This is a genomic window from Pseudoalteromonas sp. 2CM41L (assembly GCF_023161905.1).
Classification (GTDB): Bacteria; Pseudomonadota; Gammaproteobacteria; order Enterobacterales; family Alteromonadaceae; genus Pseudoalteromonas; species Pseudoalteromonas atlantica.
On sequence record NZ_JALNTN010000001.1, the window covers coordinates 321,845 to 340,454 of the forward strand.

Annotated in this window: 19 protein-coding genes; 5 read left to right on the forward strand and 14 right to left on the reverse strand. The window is 39.7% G+C overall.

The window, feature by feature from the left end; genetic code table 11:
• Window positions 1-15: 15 nt before the first annotated feature.
• The 11 genes from MTF64_RS01410 to MTF64_RS01460 form a co-directional block, all read right to left on the reverse strand.
• A complete protein-coding gene (locus MTF64_RS01410) occupies window positions 16-753 on the reverse strand; it encodes a DUF1365 domain-containing protein (RefSeq protein ID WP_248450221.1) in 738 nt (245 codons plus the stop codon).
• Window positions 746-2,002 (reverse strand): FAD-dependent oxidoreductase, encoded by a 1,257-nt coding sequence (locus MTF64_RS01415; RefSeq protein ID WP_248450223.1) that lies wholly within the window; start codon window positions 2,000-2,002, stop codon window positions 746-748. The genes MTF64_RS01410 and MTF64_RS01415 overlap by 8 nt, the downstream gene beginning before the upstream one ends.
• Window positions 1,999-2,709 (reverse strand): SDR family NAD(P)-dependent oxidoreductase, encoded by a 711-nt coding sequence (locus MTF64_RS01420; RefSeq protein ID WP_004586411.1) that lies wholly within the window; start codon window positions 2,707-2,709, stop codon window positions 1,999-2,001. The genes MTF64_RS01415 and MTF64_RS01420 overlap by 4 nt, the downstream gene beginning before the upstream one ends.
• Window positions 2,710-2,711: 2 nt before the next feature.
• Window positions 2,712-3,140, reverse strand: coding sequence for a nuclear transport factor 2 family protein (locus MTF64_RS01425; protein WP_096042973.1), 429 nt, complete (start codon window positions 3,138-3,140; stop codon window positions 2,712-2,714).
• A 1-nt stretch (window position 3,141) separates the two neighbouring features.
• Window positions 3,142-4,533 (reverse strand): deoxyribodipyrimidine photo-lyase, encoded by a 1,392-nt coding sequence (gene phrB, locus MTF64_RS01430; RefSeq protein ID WP_248450225.1) that lies wholly within the window; start codon window positions 4,531-4,533, stop codon window positions 3,142-3,144.
• A complete protein-coding gene (locus tag MTF64_RS01435; protein ID WP_096042971.1) occupies window positions 4,533-5,486 on the reverse strand; it encodes a DUF523 and DUF1722 domain-containing protein in 954 nt (317 codons plus the stop codon). Before MTF64_RS01435 ends, phrB begins: the two co-directional genes overlap by 1 nt.
• An 8-nt stretch (window positions 5,487-5,494) precedes the next feature.
• The gene (locus MTF64_RS01440) at window positions 5,495-6,175 is read right to left on the reverse strand and encodes a ChrR family anti-sigma-E factor (RefSeq protein WP_248450227.1); all 681 of its coding nucleotides are present in this window, start codon (window positions 6,173-6,175) and stop codon (window positions 5,495-5,497) included.
• Window positions 6,168-6,791, reverse strand: a complete 624-nt coding sequence (locus MTF64_RS01445; RefSeq protein WP_004586416.1) for a sigma-70 family RNA polymerase sigma factor — start codon at window positions 6,789-6,791, stop codon at window positions 6,168-6,170. The genes MTF64_RS01440 and MTF64_RS01445 overlap by 8 nt, the downstream gene beginning before the upstream one ends.
• A 69-nt stretch (window positions 6,792-6,860) precedes the next feature.
• Window positions 6,861-7,442, reverse strand: coding sequence for an LON peptidase substrate-binding domain-containing protein (locus MTF64_RS01450; RefSeq protein ID WP_248450229.1), 582 nt, complete (start codon window positions 7,440-7,442; stop codon window positions 6,861-6,863).
• 223 nt (window positions 7,443-7,665) lie between these two features.
• The gene (locus MTF64_RS01455; RefSeq protein ID WP_024031759.1) at window positions 7,666-7,944 is read right to left on the reverse strand and encodes a hypothetical protein; all 279 of its coding nucleotides are present in this window, start codon (window positions 7,942-7,944) and stop codon (window positions 7,666-7,668) included.
• 237 nt (window positions 7,945-8,181) lie between these two features.
• Window positions 8,182-8,529 carry a hypothetical protein gene (locus MTF64_RS01460; protein ID WP_248450231.1) on the reverse strand — a complete coding sequence of 116 codons (348 nt, stop codon included), beginning with the start codon at window positions 8,527-8,529 and terminating at the stop codon, window positions 8,182-8,184.
• A 167-nt stretch (window positions 8,530-8,696) separates the two neighbouring features.
• On the opposite strand from MTF64_RS01460, the gene MTF64_RS01465 reads away from it, so the two are divergent.
• Both MTF64_RS01465 and MTF64_RS01470 read left to right on the forward strand, forming a co-directional pair.
• On the forward strand, window positions 8,697-9,326 hold the full coding sequence (locus tag MTF64_RS01465; RefSeq protein ID WP_121638500.1) for a hemolysin III family protein: 630 nt from the start codon (window positions 8,697-8,699) through the stop codon (window positions 9,324-9,326).
• 606 nt (window positions 9,327-9,932) lie between these two features.
• On the forward strand, window positions 9,933-10,832 hold the full coding sequence (locus tag MTF64_RS01470) for an SDR family oxidoreductase (RefSeq protein ID WP_248450232.1): 900 nt from the start codon (window positions 9,933-9,935) through the stop codon (window positions 10,830-10,832).
• Window positions 10,833-11,102: 270 nt separating this feature from the next.
• Here MTF64_RS01470 and MTF64_RS01475 read toward each other — a convergent pair whose 3' ends face one another.
• The 3 genes from MTF64_RS01475 to MTF64_RS01485 all read right to left on the reverse strand — a co-directional run bounded on the left by MTF64_RS01475 (window position 11,103) and on the right by MTF64_RS01485 (window position 13,401).
• Window positions 11,103-11,654 (reverse strand): diguanylate cyclase, encoded by a 552-nt coding sequence (locus MTF64_RS01475; protein WP_248450234.1) that lies wholly within the window; start codon window positions 11,652-11,654, stop codon window positions 11,103-11,105.
• A gap of 549 nt (window positions 11,655-12,203) precedes the next feature.
• Window positions 12,204-12,515: an MGMT family protein gene (locus MTF64_RS01480; protein WP_248450236.1), complete on the reverse strand. Its 312-nt coding sequence runs from the start codon at window positions 12,513-12,515 to the stop codon at window positions 12,204-12,206.
• Window positions 12,505-13,401 carry a LysR family transcriptional regulator gene (locus MTF64_RS01485; RefSeq protein ID WP_024031766.1) on the reverse strand — a complete coding sequence of 299 codons (897 nt, stop codon included), beginning with the start codon at window positions 13,399-13,401 and terminating at the stop codon, window positions 12,505-12,507. The genes MTF64_RS01480 and MTF64_RS01485 overlap by 11 nt, the downstream gene beginning before the upstream one ends.
• A 123-nt stretch (window positions 13,402-13,524) precedes the next feature.
• Here MTF64_RS01485 and MTF64_RS01490 point away from each other — a divergent pair, with 123 nt between their 5' ends.
• The 3 genes from MTF64_RS01490 to MTF64_RS01500 all read left to right on the forward strand — a co-directional run bounded on the left by MTF64_RS01490 (window position 13,525) and on the right by MTF64_RS01500 (window position 18,608).
• Window positions 13,525-14,607 (forward strand): efflux RND transporter periplasmic adaptor subunit, encoded by a 1,083-nt coding sequence (locus tag MTF64_RS01490; RefSeq protein WP_024031767.1) that lies wholly within the window; start codon window positions 13,525-13,527, stop codon window positions 14,605-14,607.
• Window positions 14,608-14,609: 2 nt separating this feature from the next.
• The gene (locus MTF64_RS01495) at window positions 14,610-17,690 is read left to right on the forward strand and encodes an efflux RND transporter permease subunit (protein ID WP_055019066.1); all 3,081 of its coding nucleotides are present in this window, start codon (window positions 14,610-14,612) and stop codon (window positions 17,688-17,690) included.
• A 333-nt stretch (window positions 17,691-18,023) separates the two neighbouring features.
• The gene (locus tag MTF64_RS01500; protein ID WP_029774483.1) at window positions 18,024-18,608 is read left to right on the forward strand and encodes a hypothetical protein; all 585 of its coding nucleotides are present in this window, start codon (window positions 18,024-18,026) and stop codon (window positions 18,606-18,608) included.
• Window positions 18,609-18,610: the final 2 nt, after the last annotated feature.

Below are 18,610 nucleotides of genomic sequence, written 5' to 3' on the forward strand. Positions count from 1 at the left end.
GCTTGTTTAACTATACTAAGGTTTTCCTGAATGACCTAAAAAAGGAACCCTTTTAATAAACAACTTAAGTGCTTGCACATAAATACCTTTGAAAATAGACAAAGTCATCGCAGGAAATTTTTTTAATAATTTATTAACTTCTTGCTTCGTTAACTGACTTCGCTTTAATCGTAAAGACGCGTCGAATAACAACTCATCCCCACGTTTATTTTCTATATGAATTAATGTGTTATCGGCTGTATGTTGTACTTGCCAATGGTAGTCCATATCTAAATTCATAAAGGGTGATACGGAGAAAGCCTTCTTAAAGTTCACTTTTTTTTGTAAGGGCACCAAATAATAATGGCGCTCATTCCACGGCGTATTGCTTACCTCAGCCACCATATATTTAAAGTTATCGGTGCTATTACCGTAAAAGTAAAAATTTACAGGGCTGAAATAAATGCCCATACACCTAAGTTGGCCAAGCATATAAATATGCGAAAACGTCTCTTTAACACCTAGTTTTTCTATTTGGCACTGTGCACGTTCAATGATCTTTAATGGCTCTGAGTTTGACAGTGTGTTTAAATAATCGGCTTGATTAAAACGCAGTGCTTTAAACCCAAAAGTACCTAGCATAGGGTGAATGTTGTTAAGTAATAACGGATTTTTTAAATCTACCCACATCATATAAAGTGGGTATTTAAACTGATGGTTTTTTACCGCAAAGCGCCTGTGCCTTACATCGCCTAAGTATACAGCGCTATTCAAATTCAACACCTAATTGCTTAGCCACATCTACTCCACTGCGAACACCATCTTCATGGAAACCGTTATACCAATAAGCACCACAAAAATAGCTATTATTTTGGCCATCAACAGTGTGCTTGAGTTTTTGTGCGGCAATGGATGCTTCGTTAAAAACAGGGTGATGATAAGTAAACTCACGTAATATATTTGCTTTGTTAATCCCTTCTAAGTGATTAAGGGTTACACAAAATTGTGTATCTGAGTCTATACCTTGCAGTATATTCATTTGGTATGTAACAACCGCTGCTTTGTCGGTGTTTTCGTTTAGTAAGTAATTCCAGCTAGCCCAGGCGGCTTTTCTATCTGGCAGTAAGCTGGTATCTGTATGCAGTACTACCGAGTTTTCGGTATAAGGAATTGCACCTAATACAGCCTGTTCTTGCTCAGTCGCATCACCAAGTAATGCAAGAGCTTGATCTGAGTGACACGCAAATACCACTTTATCAAATTCAGCTTGTTCGCCATTTTCAAGAGTAATAATTACTTTATTATCTACACGCGTAACCGTCTCAATGTCGGTATTTAGTTTTATCCGCTCTGCAAAACCCTTTATAAGCGGCTTAATGTATTGCTTAGACCCACCAGGGATTACATACCACTGCGGCCTGTTTGTAACATCAAGTAAGCCATGGTTGTAAAAAAAGTTTACAAAAAACTCAACCCCTACATTTTGCATCTCTTTGATGCTGGTTGACCAAATTGCCGCCCCCATAGGTAAAATGTAATGGTATTTAAAAAAGTCATTAAAGCCGTGCGTATCTAATAACTGACCCAGCGTTTGATCTTTAGGGTAGTTTTGCTCGCTGTGCATTGCTTTACATAATTTATTAAACTTAACTATATCGCTCAACAAGCGCCAAAACTTAGGCCTAAATATATTTCTTTTTTGAGCAAATAAACTTGCAAAGGTGTGTCCGTTGTACTCAAAACCACTTGCTTGATTATGAACACTAAAGCTCATTTGTGTTTCTTGTCTGTCTACGCCAATGCGCGCGAGTAGTTTTTCAAAGTACGGGTAAGTGCGGTCATTAAATACTATAAAGCCCGTGTCTATTGCGCGTTTAACCCCAGCATCAGATATCTCTACTGTCGCGGTATGACCACCAATGTAATCGTTTTTTTCAAATACAGTAATATCGTAATGCTTATGCAGTAAATGAGCACAGGTTAAACCCGATACGCCAGAACCTATTATTGCTATTTTTTTCAACGGGCTAATCCTTTTGCTAAACGTAACCAAAGTGGTAACGGTAAAATACGTAATGCTTTTAAAATAAGCGTAAACCGATAAGGAAAATGAACTTCTTTACGGCGTTTATTGATCCCCTTAATCATATAATCGGCGGCCTCTGTTGCAGTAACAGCCATAGGCATTGGGAAATCGTTTTTATCAGTAAGGGGGGTTTTAACAAAACCAGGGTGCACTAACGTAACATCAACATCGTTTAAATCGATTGCTAAGCTTTTCGCTAAATAGCTTACCCCGGCTTTAGATGCGCCATAAGCCTCAGAGCGTGGCAGAGGTAAATACGTAACGCTTGAGCTAACAAGCACAAGTTGTCCGCCCGCACTAATTTTTGGTAATAGTGCCTCTAGGCAGTAGCCCATTGCCAGCAGGTTTACTGAAATAACTCGCTCAAACAAAGCGCTGTCAAAGTTACGGGCATCATCTACATACTCACAGTTACCAGCGTTAAGAATAACCTTATCAAAAGCACTAAACCCAAGGGTTGCTTGCTTTATGTCTTTAAGGTCTGTGGCATCAAACTGACACGCTTTAATATTGGTGTGCTTTTCAAGCTCAGCTAACTTTTCAAGGTTTCTACCGCAAGCAATTACCGTGTTACCTTGCTGAGCGTACTTTATTGCAAGCTGCTCGCCAATACCTGAGGTTGCACCTGTAATTAAAATATTCATCGCTACCCTGCTCGTTTATCTATGTAATTTATAACGCCACCTAAAATAGGAATATGCTTGTATAGCATCTCACCGACATTAAAATAGTCGCGGTGGTTAATAATTTTACCTTCTTTAAAAACCAGCTTACTGTGCCCTTCTACCGATATAGTTTTGCCAGAAGCCAGTTTTGGGTGGGCGTAATGCATAGTCCAATACAAAAATGCTTTGTCATCACACTCGTAGGTGTCACTAATATCAAACTGACAATGCTTAACATTACTATATAGATTAGAAAAATATCGGGTAAGCTCGCTTAGCCCGTGTATTTCGTGCATTGGGTCTTTAAATTTAATTTGCTCGCTGTAAATATCATTAAGCAAATGCAGGTTTGATTTATCGAGTTGTTGATATATTTCTACAAATTTTGCTACCGGTAATGCTGTTTCCATATCACCCCTTAAATGCAGCTATTGCACGTTCGCGAGCTGCTTTATGAACTACAATTGCCGGCCAGTAACATTGCTTATCAGCCCCTATTGACGCTAAATAAGCATGAGGAAAATGAATATGTTTATCTGGCACTTTTTCAAGCTCTGGTAAATATTTACGTATAAATTTACCATTAGGATCAAAGCGCTCACTTTGAGTGATAGGATTAAATACGCGAAAATAAGGCTGCGCGTCACAGCCAGTGCTTGCAGCCCACTGCCAACCGCCATTATTAGAGGCTAAATCGCCATCAATAAGGTGCTGCATAAAAAACTGCTCGCCTTCACGCCAATCAATTAATAAATGTTTGGTCAAAAAGCTGGCAACTACCATTCTTAAACGGTTATGCATCCAGCCGGTTTGAACTAACTGCCTCATCGCTGCATCAACGAGTGGGTAACCTGTTTTCCCCTCGCACCAGGCTTTAAACTCAGCCTCGTTTTTACGCCATTTAACGCCATTGTACTTTTCGTTAAAGTTATCACCACGAGAAAGCTTAGGAAATTGCGCAATTAAATGACGATAAAATTCGCGCCAAATAAGCTCGTTTACCCAAGTAAACGTTTTACTTTTAGATGTTGTTAAAATATCTGGGTAGCGGTTTTGAATATTAACCAGTAACTGCTTAGGGCTTATAATACCCAGAGCTAGATAAGGGCTTAAACCCGATGTGCCTTTAATGCTGGGTATATCACGATGATCGTCGTAGCTACTTAATTTGTCGCAAATAAAATTATCAACAATGGTTGCTAAGCTTTCATCATCAACTGGCCATTTTTCTGAGCTGCCATCACTTTTAATGGCCTGTGCGTTGTTATTTATCGGCTGTTTTTTTAAAGGCCACGGTAATAAGCTAAAGTAAGTATCTTGGTGTTGTTTAAGCCACTGTTTTTTAAATGGCGTAAACACTTTGTACATTTCGTTACTTTGGTTTTTAACACTGCCTACAGGCGCTATTACATCTCCCTCATAGAGGGTAAACGTAATATTTTTATCATCACACTTTGCAAGTATTTGCGCATCACGATTTACTTCATTTAACTCATACTCTTTATTAGCAATTACATGTTCTACTTGATGTTTATCGCAAAATGATAAAAGCGCACTTTCACAATCGTCAAAGTAAGGGGCGTCAAAAATATGCAGCTCTATTGCGTACTGTGCTAGCTGCTCGCGTATATAATTGAGGCGTCTTTTTAGTAAATCTATTTGAATGGGAGCGGCGTTGTGTTGTTGCCATTGCTTTTCGCAGATAAAAAAAATGGCCTGTTTAGCGCCATTATTTAGCGCTTCAATAAGCGCTTCGTTAGAAAAAAGGCGCAAATCGCGCCTAAACCAAAAAAGTGTATTCATTATATGCCGTAACGTAATTTTAGTTCATTAGGGTAAGGATTAAAAAACACCTGCTTTTCTAGGTATTCATTAGGGTGAACTTTCAGATGGTGTTTTAACAAAGTAAGCGGTACGTACAAAGGCACTAAACCTTGACGGTATTCGTCGATGGCATCGCGTAGCTCTTGCTTTTCAACCTTAGATAAGTCTTTTTTAAAGTAGCCCTGCAAGTGCATTAACGTGTTGCAGTTATTCCTGCGTGATGCAGGCTTTTTAAGGCCGTTCATCAACCCAAGAATGTACTCATCTGCTAAAGCGTTAATATCATCACCTTTATAAGTACCAAGTAAATTACCTAAGTCGCGGTAAGCTTGATAATTATGAGCCATCAATAAGTACTTATATTGCGAATGAAACTGGGTAAGCTTATGCACTGTTAGCGGCTCAGAAGCTAATAACTGCCACTGTTTGTAAGCGTACACGCGCATTACAAAGTTTTCGCGTAAATGCATGTCGTTTAAGCGGCCGTTTTCTTCACATGGCAGTAATGGATTGTGCTTCATTATTTGCTCAGCAAAAAAACCAACGCCTTCGGAGGTATTGCCGGTGCCCGCCTCGTTATAAATTTTAATTCTTTCCATACCGCAACTCGGGCTTTTCGCACAAAATACAAAACCACTTAGGTTTTTAGCTTGCTCTGTGGCTACTTTTTTACCGTATTCAGTTAGCTTAGGCCCAACATCGCCAGTGCCATCTGGTCGACATACTTTTATTGTATCGCCTACGCGTACTTGGCGTATGGTTGGCCTAGGAATAGGTAACCCTACGGCTACCTCTGGGCAAAAACGCGTGTACTCTACATGTTTTCCAAGTTCATCCATACAAAAGTTAGACTTTTTATGGCCTGTATCAAAACGTACTTTTTCGCCTGCTAAGCAGGCGCTAATACCTATTTTTATTGTGTCTGTTTGCATAAATTCTCTTAATAAATCAAGTTACCTATAGGATTAAGTAACTTACTGAGCCCTTTATTAAAATGTAGCGCACTACTGACTACTGTAAAGCATAAACAGCCATCTTTTGTAAGTGGGGTGTGCTGATGAGAGCCATCTTGCCAAATAAAGTCTCCTGGCACGTAACTGCCCTCTTCATCACTAAACTCACCACCAAGTAGCAAGGTTACTTCAAAACCAGTATGAGTATGCTCGGGGATTTCGCCCCCTGCGCCAATATGTAAAAGGCTTGAGCGCAATGGGCCATCATCAATAGCAACGCGAGAGCGAGCAAGCTTACCCACTTGCGTAAAACGCCCATGCGAAATGCGTGTTAAGGCGCGTGGTAATTCGTAGTTATGCTCATTAACTTGTACTGTTACCGGCTCAACTTCGTAAACTTCATCAATGCTAGCATCGGCGGTTATCAAATCTAGCAGATCAGCGTCAAAATCTGGCGCTTGTAAATCATTACTTAAATTTAATGTATCAGGGGCGTGTGACGCATCGCTAAATACATCCTTTGCATTAGCGGCTTCAAGTTTTGCCACTTTTGCTTGGCAAACTGGGCACATATCAACGTGTATAGATACCGCAACGCTTAACGATGCAGGTAACTGCGCTGAACAATATTGTGCTAGTAAAGATTCACTAGGGTGATGTTTAATCATGCTGATCTCCCATTTCATTACGTAATTTTTGCAAGGCTAAACGCAATCGTGATTTTACCGTGCCTACAGGAATATTTAATTGTTGAGCAAGTTGCTCTTGCGACATATCTTGGAAATAAACACCTCTAACTACCTCTCGCTGTGCGGTTGGTAGTTTGTCTAGGTAACGTTTAATTTGTTGATCTTCCAAGTGGTCGCTAAATTCGAGTGTTGTATCTTGAGATTCGTTAATAAGTGGCCAAATATCTTCGCTTATATTTTCTTCTTTATTACTTTTCATTTTACGAAGCATATCAAATGAGGCATTACGCATTACGGTATATACCCAAGTCGTCGCAGCCCCTTTATCGCTGTGATACAAATGCGCTTTACGCCACACTGAGGTTAGTGTTTCTTGTACAAGCTCCATTGCTTGTGCCTCAGAGCCAAATTGCTTAATTCCAAAGCGTTTAATTTTTGGCGAAAAGTATTCAAATAAGTAAGCAAACGCTCTTTTGTCTCGCGAAGTAGCTACATCAAGCAGAGCTTGCATAAGCTCTGCACTTGGCGTTTCTGGCATGGCAGTATATTTACCTGTATTAGGTTCACAACGTGGTGAGGGTTGTTGACTTACCATAATAATTAATCCCGTGTATGCTTTTGTATATATCTATACGCCAAGCAATTAAACGCAGATCACATTATTTTAGGCAAATTCATTGTTAATCACAGTATGGAGGAAGTTTAGTAAGTTAGCAAAGTTACTTTCGAACGCAAGTTGCTGTTTTTTATCGATAGATATAGGTAATAGTTCAAGCCAGCGCGCAGCTACCCAAGCTAAATTATCAAACTTGGTTTGCCTATATAAACTAGAAAGCTCTTTATTGTTTAAAAATATGTCCTGCAAAGAATCAGACAAACGTTGATTATCAGCCGAAATTTCACTGTGGAAGTCATTGTACCAATACGGCGTATTGCAATCGCTTAATAAGCCATGGCGCAATTCACTTTCATCTTGGTATACGTCATTTATTTGCACGCTTTTAGCAGCGTACACATCAATAAGTAGCATATTGCTAGGGTCTTGATCAAAGTCGATAATATCGACCAAACAGCCCTGAGCGCTAATATTAAATGGCGTGTCGTGCTGGTAGGTGCACAGTACAAAACCGACATTATTTTGTAGTGCGGTTTTTACCATGTTTAAATACCTAGGCTCAAATATACGCAAACGCGTATAGCCTTCTGGTAACACAAATATTGGTAATGGGAAAATCGCACGTTTCATAAAGTCTACTTCTTTAAATTACACTGCCTTTATTTACGTGCGCTTTTACTAAGTCGATCAGCTTACTCAAATCGAATTATTTACCTATTAATTAAAAGTTGATCCAACTTCCCATACTTTTTATTACTTGAACCATATAGTAAACACTAATCATGCTTACAACAGGTGCCAACATAAGTGCAAATAATCCTAATTCGTTACTCATCGTCTTATCCTTTTACACTTATTTAGCTTTAACTTGCGTAGTTACCGGCATTGTAGACTGCGTGGTAACGTCAGCTTGTTCTTGCGCTTGATTTACAAATTGCTCAAGTACTGCCTGGGCATCAAAACTAAGGCTCTGCGAAATTGATTGCTCAAGCTCTGCCGTTGCTTGATTAATATAGCTTGTTACGTTTTGCGTTATAATATCAGTTACATCTAGGTCCACTTCACTCGCATGTACTTGCGAAGAACCTAATACTAATAAACTTGCCATAGCGATTTTAATTGAATGTTTCATAATGGTATTCCTTGTTGTGTATATTGTTTAGACGCAATAACATAATCAAGGGTTGTGCCAACCGAAAAATAAAAATTAAATCATTGATATTTAAAGACTATATCAAAATCCATATAGCAACGCAGCATTCAGGCTTGGTTAATTTAACTAACCTTTTTAATTTTTTGACTAACTATTAGTAAATATTTTTAGTTCACTATTTGCAGTTTAAAACAACTGCTACCATTACTTTTTATTTTACGTATCGGGTTTAACTTTTTTACCTAACCGATAAGCATCAACCATACTTAGTAACCAAATGACCACCATTAAAGGAAGATATTTATATTCCCCAAGCTGAGCACATTCACCTGATGGATTACGGGCGGCTTGTAAAATGCCTGAAGCCGTCATCGGAATTTTACCTGCTAAAATTTCATTTGCGCTACATTGCGCTATAGCCAAAATATCACCCAATGTCATAAACAAAAGTAGCGTGAATACACCTGCAAAAATACAGCCTAATAAATGCTTTTTAAGCGAAAAATGCCCTGCCCCAGGATACACAATGGCAGTAAGTAAAACGGCTTTGAGCTCTTTTTTCATGATAAACGTGCCTTAATTAATTGAGACTATACGACCACACTATACCCGATTAATTCCCTTTAAAATCAATAAAAGTACGGTAACTAATTTATAGTAACAATGCTGACATTGAAACATTGAGCGTACACCTGTACACTCAAGTTTAATTAATAAGTGGTAGGACTAGTATGACTATAGAGGCACCCTATTCTCGCAAAGAAGAAAAACTCAATGTATTAAGCCATGCACTGGGAATATTTTTTGCTGTGTTTGTAATGTGGGATTTATTTAAACAAGCCACCAGCGTAAAAGCTTATATTAGTACCGCTGTATATGGGGCTAGTTTATTTGTATTGTTTTTATCATCCACACTTTATCACGCCAGTGTACAGCCAAAATTACGCGCTTTTTATAAAAAGTGCGATCACTGCGCTATTTACGTATTAATAGCAGGTACGTACACTCCATTTTTGTTGCTATCTCTTAATGGATTGTGGTCTTGGGGGACACTGAGTTTTATTTGGGCAGTCGCGCTTGGTGGCGTTGCTTATAAAGTGCTGGTTAAAAATGGTAATAAAAAAGTCTCGCTGGCTACCTACTTACTTATGGGCTGGTTTGCCCTTGCGATTGTATACCCACTTTATTTAAATATTGATGTAAAAGCACTGTACTGGTTACTGGCCGGTGGCATTTTTTATAGCTTAGGTACATTATTTTATAGCGCTAAAAGCACTCAATTTAGCCACGCAATTTGGCACCTCTTTGTAATAGCTGGGTGTGTGTGCCACTACATTTCAATTACTAATTACGTGTATTAATACATGTAATTAGTAATTTACTGCCACGCACATAAACCGCAATAATTTGGCTACCCTTCTATATAAAAACGCGATAAAAGCGCGTTGTAGCTTAAGCGATATCACCGCCTTAATTTAAGACGCTGTTATTTACGGCTTTGACTATAAGCCTATCACTTTACCTTGCTCGCCTAGTTAACTAGCTCGATAAACAGCGTGTAACATTTTCGGTACTCTTATCCATTTTTTACCCATTTTATTCACTTACTCTTTTCCTAGTTTAAAATAAATGCATTAAAATAAGTGACATAGCATCATATTTTGAATGTAACGCTATGGCATATCTATTGCTCCTTCAATATACATGGTCAGTAAAACCTTGGCCAAGCAAATACGTTAAAGGAGATACAAAGTGGGCGCATTCCAAGCTGACTCTACAATTGAGACAAGTGCTAGATTAGTAAGTTGCTACTTATACTCAATATTTTACAACCACACTCACTTTTACGTCTATTCCCGCCAAGCAAAGACATAGATAACACGCATTGCTGCGTTATCTACCATTAGGCTCTTTGCGATTACATGCAGTTAATCCAACTTAAACTTTACGTTAAAGGAGACGTTGATATGCCAACTAACCAATTTACGATGCAAGACCCTAGAAGCCAATATCAAATGGGACGGACCGAAAAAGACAGTGAACAACCAGACCCAGGCCTAGATGAAATTTTAAAACCTAAAGCAGATCACGGCGAAGATACCTATGTAGGTAGCGACAGATTAAAGGGTCGCAAGGCGTTGATCACCGGGGGCGACTCGGGCATTGGCAGATCGGTTGCCATTGCATTTGCCAGAGAAGGTGCCGATGTGGTTATTAATTACTTAGCCAGCGAAGAGGCCGATGCGAAAGAAACACTCGATATATTAAAAGCCAGCGGTAGCAAAGCTTGGGGAATTGCAGGCGATATCTCTGATGAGAGTTTTTGTAACGACCTTGTGGCGCAAAGCGTTGAAAACTTAGGCTCAATCGATATATTAGTGAATAATGCAGGTAAACAACAGTTTGTTGCCGAGCTAGACGATTTATCTACCGAGCAATTTTGCCAAACATATGCAACAAATGTATTTGCTATGTTTTGGATAACAAAAGCGGCGGTAAAACATATGCCACCGGGCGCTAGTATTATTAATACAACCTCTATCCAATGCTATCAACCCTCTGCTGGGCTTCTTGATTACGCATCGACTAAGGGCGCAATTACAAGCTTTACTAAAAGTTTAGCAAAAATGGTGATTAATAAAGGCATTCGGGTTAATGGGGTTGCTCCAGGGCCAATTTGGACCCCGCTTCAACAAAGTGGCGGCCAACCGGCTAAAAAATTGCCTGAATTTGGTGATAACGTGCCATTAGGTAGACCAGGCCAGCCTGCTGAACTAGCACCCACCTATGTATACTTAGCATCGCAAGAGTCAAGTTACATTACCGCTGAAATAATGGGTGTTACAGGTGGGCAGCATCTACCTTAATCATGATAGTTACTTATATCAGTTAATCTCAGCTTATTGATTTTATAAAATAATAGCGGCGTATATACGCCGCTATTTTTACCTAGCCTTTTTTCAATTATACCTAAATAAGCCCCACTAGGTATTGGTGAGGCTCTGGTTAACAGCACCTTAGACAGCATCTTAGCTTGGTACTAAAACCTGTGCTCGAGCAGCACTATTTAGCTCAGTGTGAGCAAGAGTGCGCGAGTTAGACACGCATAAATTAACTGCTTAAATAACTCAAGCAGATTAAGTGTTATCTTTTTTAGCACGTATACCGCGAATGAACTCTTCTAAATAAGGCGTAAATTCTAGCGCAAGTGCTATAAATAGCACCGTTGCCAAGTAAGTTATTGGTAAAGGAGAGTCTTTTAATTGAAGCGTAAAGTCAGGAGGAAAGCCGCCAGGTGTAAATAAAGCGGTAAATTGTTCCCAATGGCGCGCAATAATTAATACCAAAGCTAATAGGGGTATCATTTCTAAAAAACTGTGTATATGTTGCTCTACCGGCCCTACCCTTCGCTTACTTACCGCATAAGTTACATCCCACATTGCTGTAAGCTCATGCAGAAAAAACAACACAATACAAAGGGCAATAATCAAACTATTAACTTCAAAAATTAAAACGAGGATTAACGGAATGCCCACTTCGGCAAACATTAATAAATGAATAAATGACTCTTTAGCACCGCTGGTTGTAGAAATATTACTACGTCGATGACAAAACCAATCAGCAATGCCAGCAGCGAGCCACACAGGGATCACAAAATACATCAAAATCAATAAAGTTGGGTCAGTCATAGTTTGTTAGTCCTTAATATTTGGTTTTAATAACCCTCATGCTTAAAACTAAATATTTACACTTCATCAGCTTCTTCATTTATCACTAGCGATGTGAAAAACCATATTTTTCAAATAATTTATCAGTCACTTTTAAGATGGCTTGAGGATTACTTACGTTTTTACCTTAATGTAAATGAGATACCATTTTTAAACGCGCCCTTGAACGAGCATTTGGTATGCTCAATATCTATTTACAACTAATAAGTAGTTCAAGTGCTATGCCAAATCTCGACGCTTAATTGATTTAATGCCATTTTAGCTATAGGTAGGTGTAGAGGTGTTTTTTACTTTGCCGTATATATTTTTATTGTGTAAAAAATAGAAAATATATCGCTTATCATTGTAAGTTTTTCATTCACAAAGCTAGATAAGGAGGTTGTGGTAAAGGTAAAACTAGAAGCTGAATAACCCTATTTGTTGTAGATTTACGATAGCTAAAAACAAAAAAGTAAGCCGCATACTTGTAATAAAGCAGCCTTTAAAAGCTCTTTTACGATAATACGTTCATTACTGCCATCTACACTCGCGCATATTTACTTTGTCGTTTTTAAAGCTAACCCCTTCTAATAATAGCTTTTGGCGCTGCTCTTGGTATTTATCACTGCCTGCAGGGAATGATATTTTACCTTGGCTATTTACTACTCTGTGCCACGGTATAACAGAATCATCTGGCATTTGCTTTAAAAGGCGCCCTACTAAGCGTGAATTTTGCGGATAACCGGCAAGCGTTGCTACTTGCCCGTAACTTGCTACAAAACCTACAGGTATATTTGCAATAATGGTGTAAATGAGGGTTTCTTTATCAATATCAGCGGTCATTAACGTACGCCTCACTGAGTACTTTAAATTGCTCCCAAATAGAGCGCGCAACAGGGCCATGGTGTATTGCATCACGCCTAAATGCACGTACTTCTATGCCAAACTCATCTTCTCTGTCGTTTATCTGTATTTGCTGCAACAGCCCAGCTTCTATTTCAGGGGCGCAATAGTCTATGTTCATCATTGCCCAGCCGGCACCAGCAAGCAAAAACGACTTTAAATTGGTTACATCGTCAATCTTCATTAAGGCAGAGCCTTTTGAATACGAAAGCTTGTCGCTGTCTATGCTTAAGTCACTTTCAAACATAGCCAAACACGGGTAATTTTGTAGCTCGTTAAAGGTCATGTACTTAGGAAACGCATTAGTAGATGCAATAATTCCAATATTTAATTTACCAATTGGTAGGCTCTCTAAGTGCCCTGTTGCATGAAATAAGTCAAACCAGGGGCCTATGCCTAACTCCACTTGCCCACTATTTACTTGCTCTAAAGAGACAAAGCGTTTGCCACTGGTTAAATTAAACTCCGTACGCTTAAATAGTCTAAAAGTATTACTTATGATCTCGTTATAACTGTCTTTTTGACAAATTTGCTCATAGCAAATTCGATATTGAGGCTCGTTACCCAGTGCAAGCTCTTTAGCAAGCTGCGCTAGCTCATCATTTGCATGCAATAATTGTTGTGCTTCGCGATGAAAAACACGCCCTTTTTCAGTTAACTGTAATCGGTACTTGCTTCTATCGAGTAGTTCAAAGCCAATTTTTGCCTCTAAGTTTTTAATTGCTAAGGTAAGCGCAGGTTGAGTTTTATGTAATTTAAGCGCCGCGCCACTTAAACTTGCACTTTGTACAATGGCATCTAAAATTTGTAATTGATTCAGCTTCATACTGCGCTCAACATGATCATAAATAAAACTTATTATGTTTCTAAAATTTAATGAATTTTATTTTATATGGTTGCGGCGTATCCTGCACTTAATTATTTTGCCCATCATTGCCACGGAGAAGACATGAAACTCTTTCGTCTATGTATACTTACTACGACTTTACTTACCTTAATGGCCTGTTCTGAGCCAGAAAAGCAAGTAAAAGAAGAGCCCATTAGGCCTGTAAAGTTATTCAATATAGGACATGATTCGCAAACAAATGTGCGCAGTTTTCCTGCTGAAGTGGTTGCTAACCAAGGCTCGTACTTAGCATTTAGAGTCAATGGTGAACTGGTAGAGTTTCCGGTATTAGCAGGTGAAGAAGTTGAAAAAGGACAACTTTTAGCAAAGCTTGACCCAGAAGACTTTCAGTTACAGTACGATGATAGAAAAGCCCGTTATGAGCTTGCTAAATCACAACTTAGCCGCATTGAACAATTACTTGAAAAAAGAATCGCGAGTCAATCAGAGTACGATGAAGCATTAGCCAATATGCAAGTGGCAGAGTCTGCCTTTAAAATTGCCGAAACCAACCTAGAATACAGTGAGCTGCGCGCCCCATTTGCAGGGACTGTAGCCAAAGTATTTGTTAAAAACTTTGAAAACATTCAAGCCAAGCAAAACATTTTACGCCTAGAAACCCGCGATTTAATGGATGTGGAAATCCAAGTTCCTGAAAAAATAATAGCGCGCATTAAAAAAGGCAGTGACTACCACCCTACCGTTGTGTTTGACGGTTATGATAATAAAGAGTACACCCTTGATTTAAAAGAGTGGGACACGCAGGCCGATCCTACTACGCTTACCTACAAAGTTGTTTTTTCGCTACCAGTGCCTAAAGACTTTAACCTACTTGCAGGGATGACGGGCCGTGTATTTATCGATTTATCAAAAGTAACCAGCTCGCAAGTGGCTTACACTATTTTACCGGTAGAGTCGGTTTTTTCTGAAGCTAAAGAAAGCGTGTCGGATAACGCCTATGTGTGGATATATAACCCAGAAACCGGTGTTGTTAATAAACAAGCCGTTAAAGTGGGCCAAGTACACCGCGACGGCATTGAAGTGTTAAGCGGTATTAAAGAAGGCCAAATTGTAGTTTCTGCTGGCGTACACTCATTAGATGAAGGCATGAAAGTACGTCCATGGAATAAAGAGCGAGGCTTATAATTATGAGCTTTGCGCAACTCTCCATAGAGAAAAAAGTAATTAGCTGGATGTTTGCACTACTGCTGTTAATTGGCGGGAGTGTGTCGTACTTTGATTTAGGCCAACTAGAAGACCCAGAGTTTACGCTTAAAACCGCCATGGTTATTACTATGTATCCGGGTGCATCGCCACAACAAGTCGAGGAAGAAGTCACCTTTCCTATCGAAAATGCGATTCAGCAACTCCCCTACGTAGATTATGTGACCTCTATTTCATCAAATGGAAAGTCGCAAATATCGGTAGAAATGAAAAGCACCTACCGAAAAGAACAGCTGCGCCAAATTTGGGATGAAATGCGCCGTAAAATTAACGACTTAGCGCCTTCACTCCCGAGTGGCGTTTACCCAAGCACCATTTTAGATGACTTTGGTGATGTATACGGCGTTATGTATGCGGTTACCGGCGATGGCTACTCTTATGATGAACTTAAAGATTACACCGATTACTTAAAGCGTGAACTCGTACTGGTTAAAGGTGTGAGTAAAGTGACCATTGCTGGTGAGCAACAGCCTCAAGTAATGGTTGAAGTGTCTACCCGTAAATTAGCGCAACTCGGTATTGCCCCAAGCCATATTTTTGGTTTACTGCAATCGCAAAATACAGTCTCTAACGCAGGTAAAATTAGAGTGGGCGATGAGTCTATACGCTTTCACCCAACCGGCGAATTTAAAGATGTTAAAGAGCTCGAAACCCTACTTATATCAAAACCCGGTGCTAGCGAGCTTATTTACTTAGGTGATGTAGCCAAAGTATTTAGAGAATACGCAGAAGTACCCAGCAATGTTATTCGCTACAACTCAGAACAAGCGCTTTTAATTGGCGTTTCGTTTATGAATAGCGTGAACGTAGTAGATGTAGGTAAACGTATTGACGAGCACTTAGCAGAGCTTGAGTACCAGCGCCCACATGGCATACATGTAGAATCGGTGTATAACCAACCTAAAGAAGTAGAAAAATCGGTAGATGGCTTTATTGTCAGCCTAGTAGAGGCGATTGCCATTGTAATCGTGGTACTGCTTATATTTATGGGGTTAAAAAGTGGTATTTTAATTGGCGGTATTTTATTACTCACCGTTTTAGGCACCTTTATATTTATGAAGTTGTTCGCCATAGACCTGCAACGTATTTCTCTGGGTGCGCTTATTATTGCCCTTGGTATGCTGGTAGATAACGCCATAGTAGTAACCGAAGGCATATTAATAAATTTAAAGCGTGGCCAAACCAAGTTAAAAGCTGCAGTTAATATTGTAGAACAAACTAAATGGCCGCTACTAGGCGCTACAGTTATTGGTATTACTGCGTTTGCCCCTATTGGCTTAAGCTCTGATGCGACCGGTGAATTTGCGGGTAGCTTATTTTGGGTATTGTTTATATCGCTTTTACTAAGCTGGATCACCGCCATTACGCTTACGCCTTTTTTTGCAAATTTAATGTTTAAACAAGATGAGTTTAAAAAAGCTAAAAATGCTGAGGGCGAAGAGGAAGATGACGACCCATATCAAGGCTTTATTTTTACCGGCTATAAAGCACTTTTAGATGTATCTATGCATTATCGTAAAACCACGCTTGTGCTTATGGTCGTGCTTCTTTGCTCGGCTGTGGTTGGTTTTGGTGCGGTTAAACAATCGTTTTTCCCAGCCTCTAACACCCCTATGTTTTATGTAGATTACTGGCAGCAACAAGGCTCCGACATAAGAGCAACGCTAGAGGGAATTAAAAAGCTTGAAAACTACCTTCAAAAAGAAGAGCTAGTTGAAGAAATAACCAGTACTACAGGCCAAGGTGCTCCACGCTTTATGCTTACTTATGCACCGCAAAAGTCGTACTCGTCATACGGGCAGCTCATTATTAGAGTAAAAAACCGCGAGGCGGTGGCTGTAGTGATGCAAAAAGTGCGTGAATACTCGCAAAATACACCGCTTTCAGCTGAGCTTAAAATTAAGCCTATGGAAATTGGCCCCTCAACCGATGCTAAAATTGAAGCACGCTTTACAGGCCCCGATCCGGTAATACTTAGACGATTAGCCGCCCAGGCTGAAGAAGTTATCGCACAAGACGACGGCGCTTATAATATTCGTGATGATTGGCGCGCACGCACTAAAATGATTCGTCCACAATTTAACGAACAAAAAGCGCGCCGCTTAGGTATTAGTAAGTCAGACCTTGATGATGTTCTGCTTACTAGCCTTTCGGGCAAGCAAGTGGGTGTATATCGTGATGGTACGCAACTTCTGCCAATTATTGCTCGCTCACCGGCAAATGAGCGCCTAAATGTAGAAAGCGTTCACGATTTACAAATATACAGCCCTGTACTGGGTGTATTTGTGCCAGTAACACAGGTGGTTGACGAATTTGTGGTTGAATGGGAAGACAGCCTAATTATGCGCCGCGACCGAAAGCGCACAATAACGGTAATGGCCGATCACAACGTATTAGGCGATGAAACTGCCGCTAAGTTATTTGCACGCGTGCGCGGACCCGTAGAAGCAATAGAGCTACCGCGTGGCTATAAATTAGAATGGGGCGGCGAGTATGAGTCGTCATCGGATGCACAAGCCGCTATATTTGGTTCATTACCGCTGGGTTATTTAGCGATGTTTGCGGTAACCGTACTGCTGTTCAATTCACTTAAACAGCCTTTAGTTATTTGGGCTACAGTGCCACTTGCCATTATTGGTGTGAGTGCGGGCATGTTAATAATGAATGCGCCATTTAGCTTTATGGCACTACTTGGATTACTAAGTTTAAGCGGGATGCTGATTAAAAACGGCATAGTGTTGGTCGATCAAATAAATCTTGAGCTTCGCGATGGTAAATCGCCTTATCAAGCTGTGTTTGAATCTGGCGTTAGCCGTGTACGCCCTGTAGCCATGGCGGCTATTACCACCATTTTAGGTATGATCCCGCTGTTGTTTGACGTGTTCTTCCAGTCAATGGCGGTAACTATTATGTTTGGTTTAGGTTTTGCAACCATACTCACGCTTATTGTAGTGCCTGTGCTTTATACTGTTGTATTTAGAATAGACTACGAGCCTAGAAAGTAATTTAAAAGCCTTAAAGGACATTTAAAACGCAGCTTACCTCACAGTAGCTGCGTTTTTTATTATTTAAACCGAGGTTAAAGATGGACTTAATAAACTAGGTTGTATTTGTATTCTCTTTGGCTATTTTAGCTTTATAACCGACGAAAATGGCAATGTAGATTTAAACAACTACCGTTTCACGGGCGGTATTGCACTGGTAATAACAGGCATGTTTGACGGTACTTACGATTTAATTAAACGACTGCGCTCTAAAAACAGCGTATCTGCATTAGCCATTTATTTAGGGCTTTTTTTACTTTATATTGGCGTTGTGTTTTATAAATAACCCCTCAAATGACAGCAAAACAACTTTTTAGAATAATAATTACCGCTAGTTTACTATTCCCACCCCTATTTTTTATTGCTTGGGATGAAAATCTCGATCCCCCCTTTATTGCCAATACCGCTTATGATTTTTTAACACATAAGCTGCTTCCTGTTTTGTCAGTAATAATTAGTATTGCAGGGGGGATGTACGGATACAAAAAGTACAACGCATGCATAACATTTAAATCAAATTTTAAAGACTACTTAGAGGATGATGGGAAGCTTAGGGGCTGGCTGGGTATTTTGTTTATACCGGTTTTGGTTTATTTATGGCTGTGGGCTAGTTTTTGTATTTCAGTAAAGTTATGGACGTATTATTATAGCGACAATAGCTGGCAGCAAGAGTACCAGCTACTGGCTGTAGAGGCGTGTCCGAGTGATTACGAATACAGCTGCGCAAAACTGGTTGTGCTTGATTTACAAACTTACAGAAAGCGCTCTTTTAGGTGGTATTTAGATAAACCAGCATTAAAGCGGCTAAAAAATGAGAAAATAAACATCGTGGGCGTTAAAAGCCCACTAGGTAACGTCGTGCATCAAATACAATGGTAAGT

Excerpts from the sequence above, each read along its gene's own strand:
- MTF64_RS01420 (WP_004586411.1), bottom strand. The coding sequence starts at position 2,709 with ATGAATATTTTAATTACAGGTGCAACCTCAGGTATTGGCGAGCAGCTT.
- MTF64_RS01425 (WP_096042973.1), bottom strand. The coding sequence starts at position 3,140 with ATGGAAACAGCATTACCGGTAGCAAAATTTGTAGAAATATATCAACAA.
- phrB (WP_248450225.1), bottom strand. The coding sequence starts at position 4,533 with ATGAATACACTTTTTTGGTTTAGGCGCGATTTGCGCCTTTTTTCTAAC.
- MTF64_RS01435 (WP_096042971.1), bottom strand. The coding sequence starts at position 5,486 with ATGCAAACAGACACAATAAAAATAGGTATTAGCGCCTGCTTAGCAGGC.
- MTF64_RS01440 (WP_248450227.1), bottom strand. The coding sequence starts at position 6,175 with ATGATTAAACATCACCCTAGTGAATCTTTACTAGCACAATATTGTTCA.
- MTF64_RS01445 (WP_004586416.1), bottom strand. The coding sequence starts at position 6,791 with ATGGTAAGTCAACAACCCTCACCACGTTGTGAACCTAATACAGGTAAA.
- MTF64_RS01450 (WP_248450229.1), bottom strand. The coding sequence starts at position 7,442 with ATGAAACGTGCGATTTTCCCATTACCAATATTTGTGTTACCAGAAGGC.
- MTF64_RS01455 (WP_024031759.1), bottom strand. The coding sequence starts at position 7,944 with ATGAAACATTCAATTAAAATCGCTATGGCAAGTTTATTAGTATTAGGT.
- MTF64_RS01460 (WP_248450231.1), bottom strand. The coding sequence starts at position 8,529 with ATGAAAAAAGAGCTCAAAGCCGTTTTACTTACTGCCATTGTGTATCCT.
- MTF64_RS01465 (WP_121638500.1), top strand. The coding sequence starts at position 8,697 with ATGACTATAGAGGCACCCTATTCTCGCAAAGAAGAAAAACTCAATGTA.
- MTF64_RS01470 (WP_248450232.1), top strand. The coding sequence starts at position 9,933 with ATGCCAACTAACCAATTTACGATGCAAGACCCTAGAAGCCAATATCAA.
- MTF64_RS01475 (WP_248450234.1), bottom strand. The coding sequence starts at position 11,654 with ATGACTGACCCAACTTTATTGATTTTGATGTATTTTGTGATCCCTGTG.
- MTF64_RS01480 (WP_248450236.1), bottom strand. The coding sequence starts at position 12,515 with ATGACCGCTGATATTGATAAAGAAACCCTCATTTACACCATTATTGCA.
- MTF64_RS01485 (WP_024031766.1), bottom strand. The coding sequence starts at position 13,401 with ATGAAGCTGAATCAATTACAAATTTTAGATGCCATTGTACAAAGTGCA.
- MTF64_RS01490 (WP_024031767.1), top strand. The coding sequence starts at position 13,525 with ATGAAACTCTTTCGTCTATGTATACTTACTACGACTTTACTTACCTTA.
- MTF64_RS01495 (WP_055019066.1), top strand. The coding sequence starts at position 14,610 with ATGAGCTTTGCGCAACTCTCCATAGAGAAAAAAGTAATTAGCTGGATG.
- MTF64_RS01500 (WP_029774483.1), top strand. The coding sequence starts at position 18,024 with ATGACAGCAAAACAACTTTTTAGAATAATAATTACCGCTAGTTTACTA.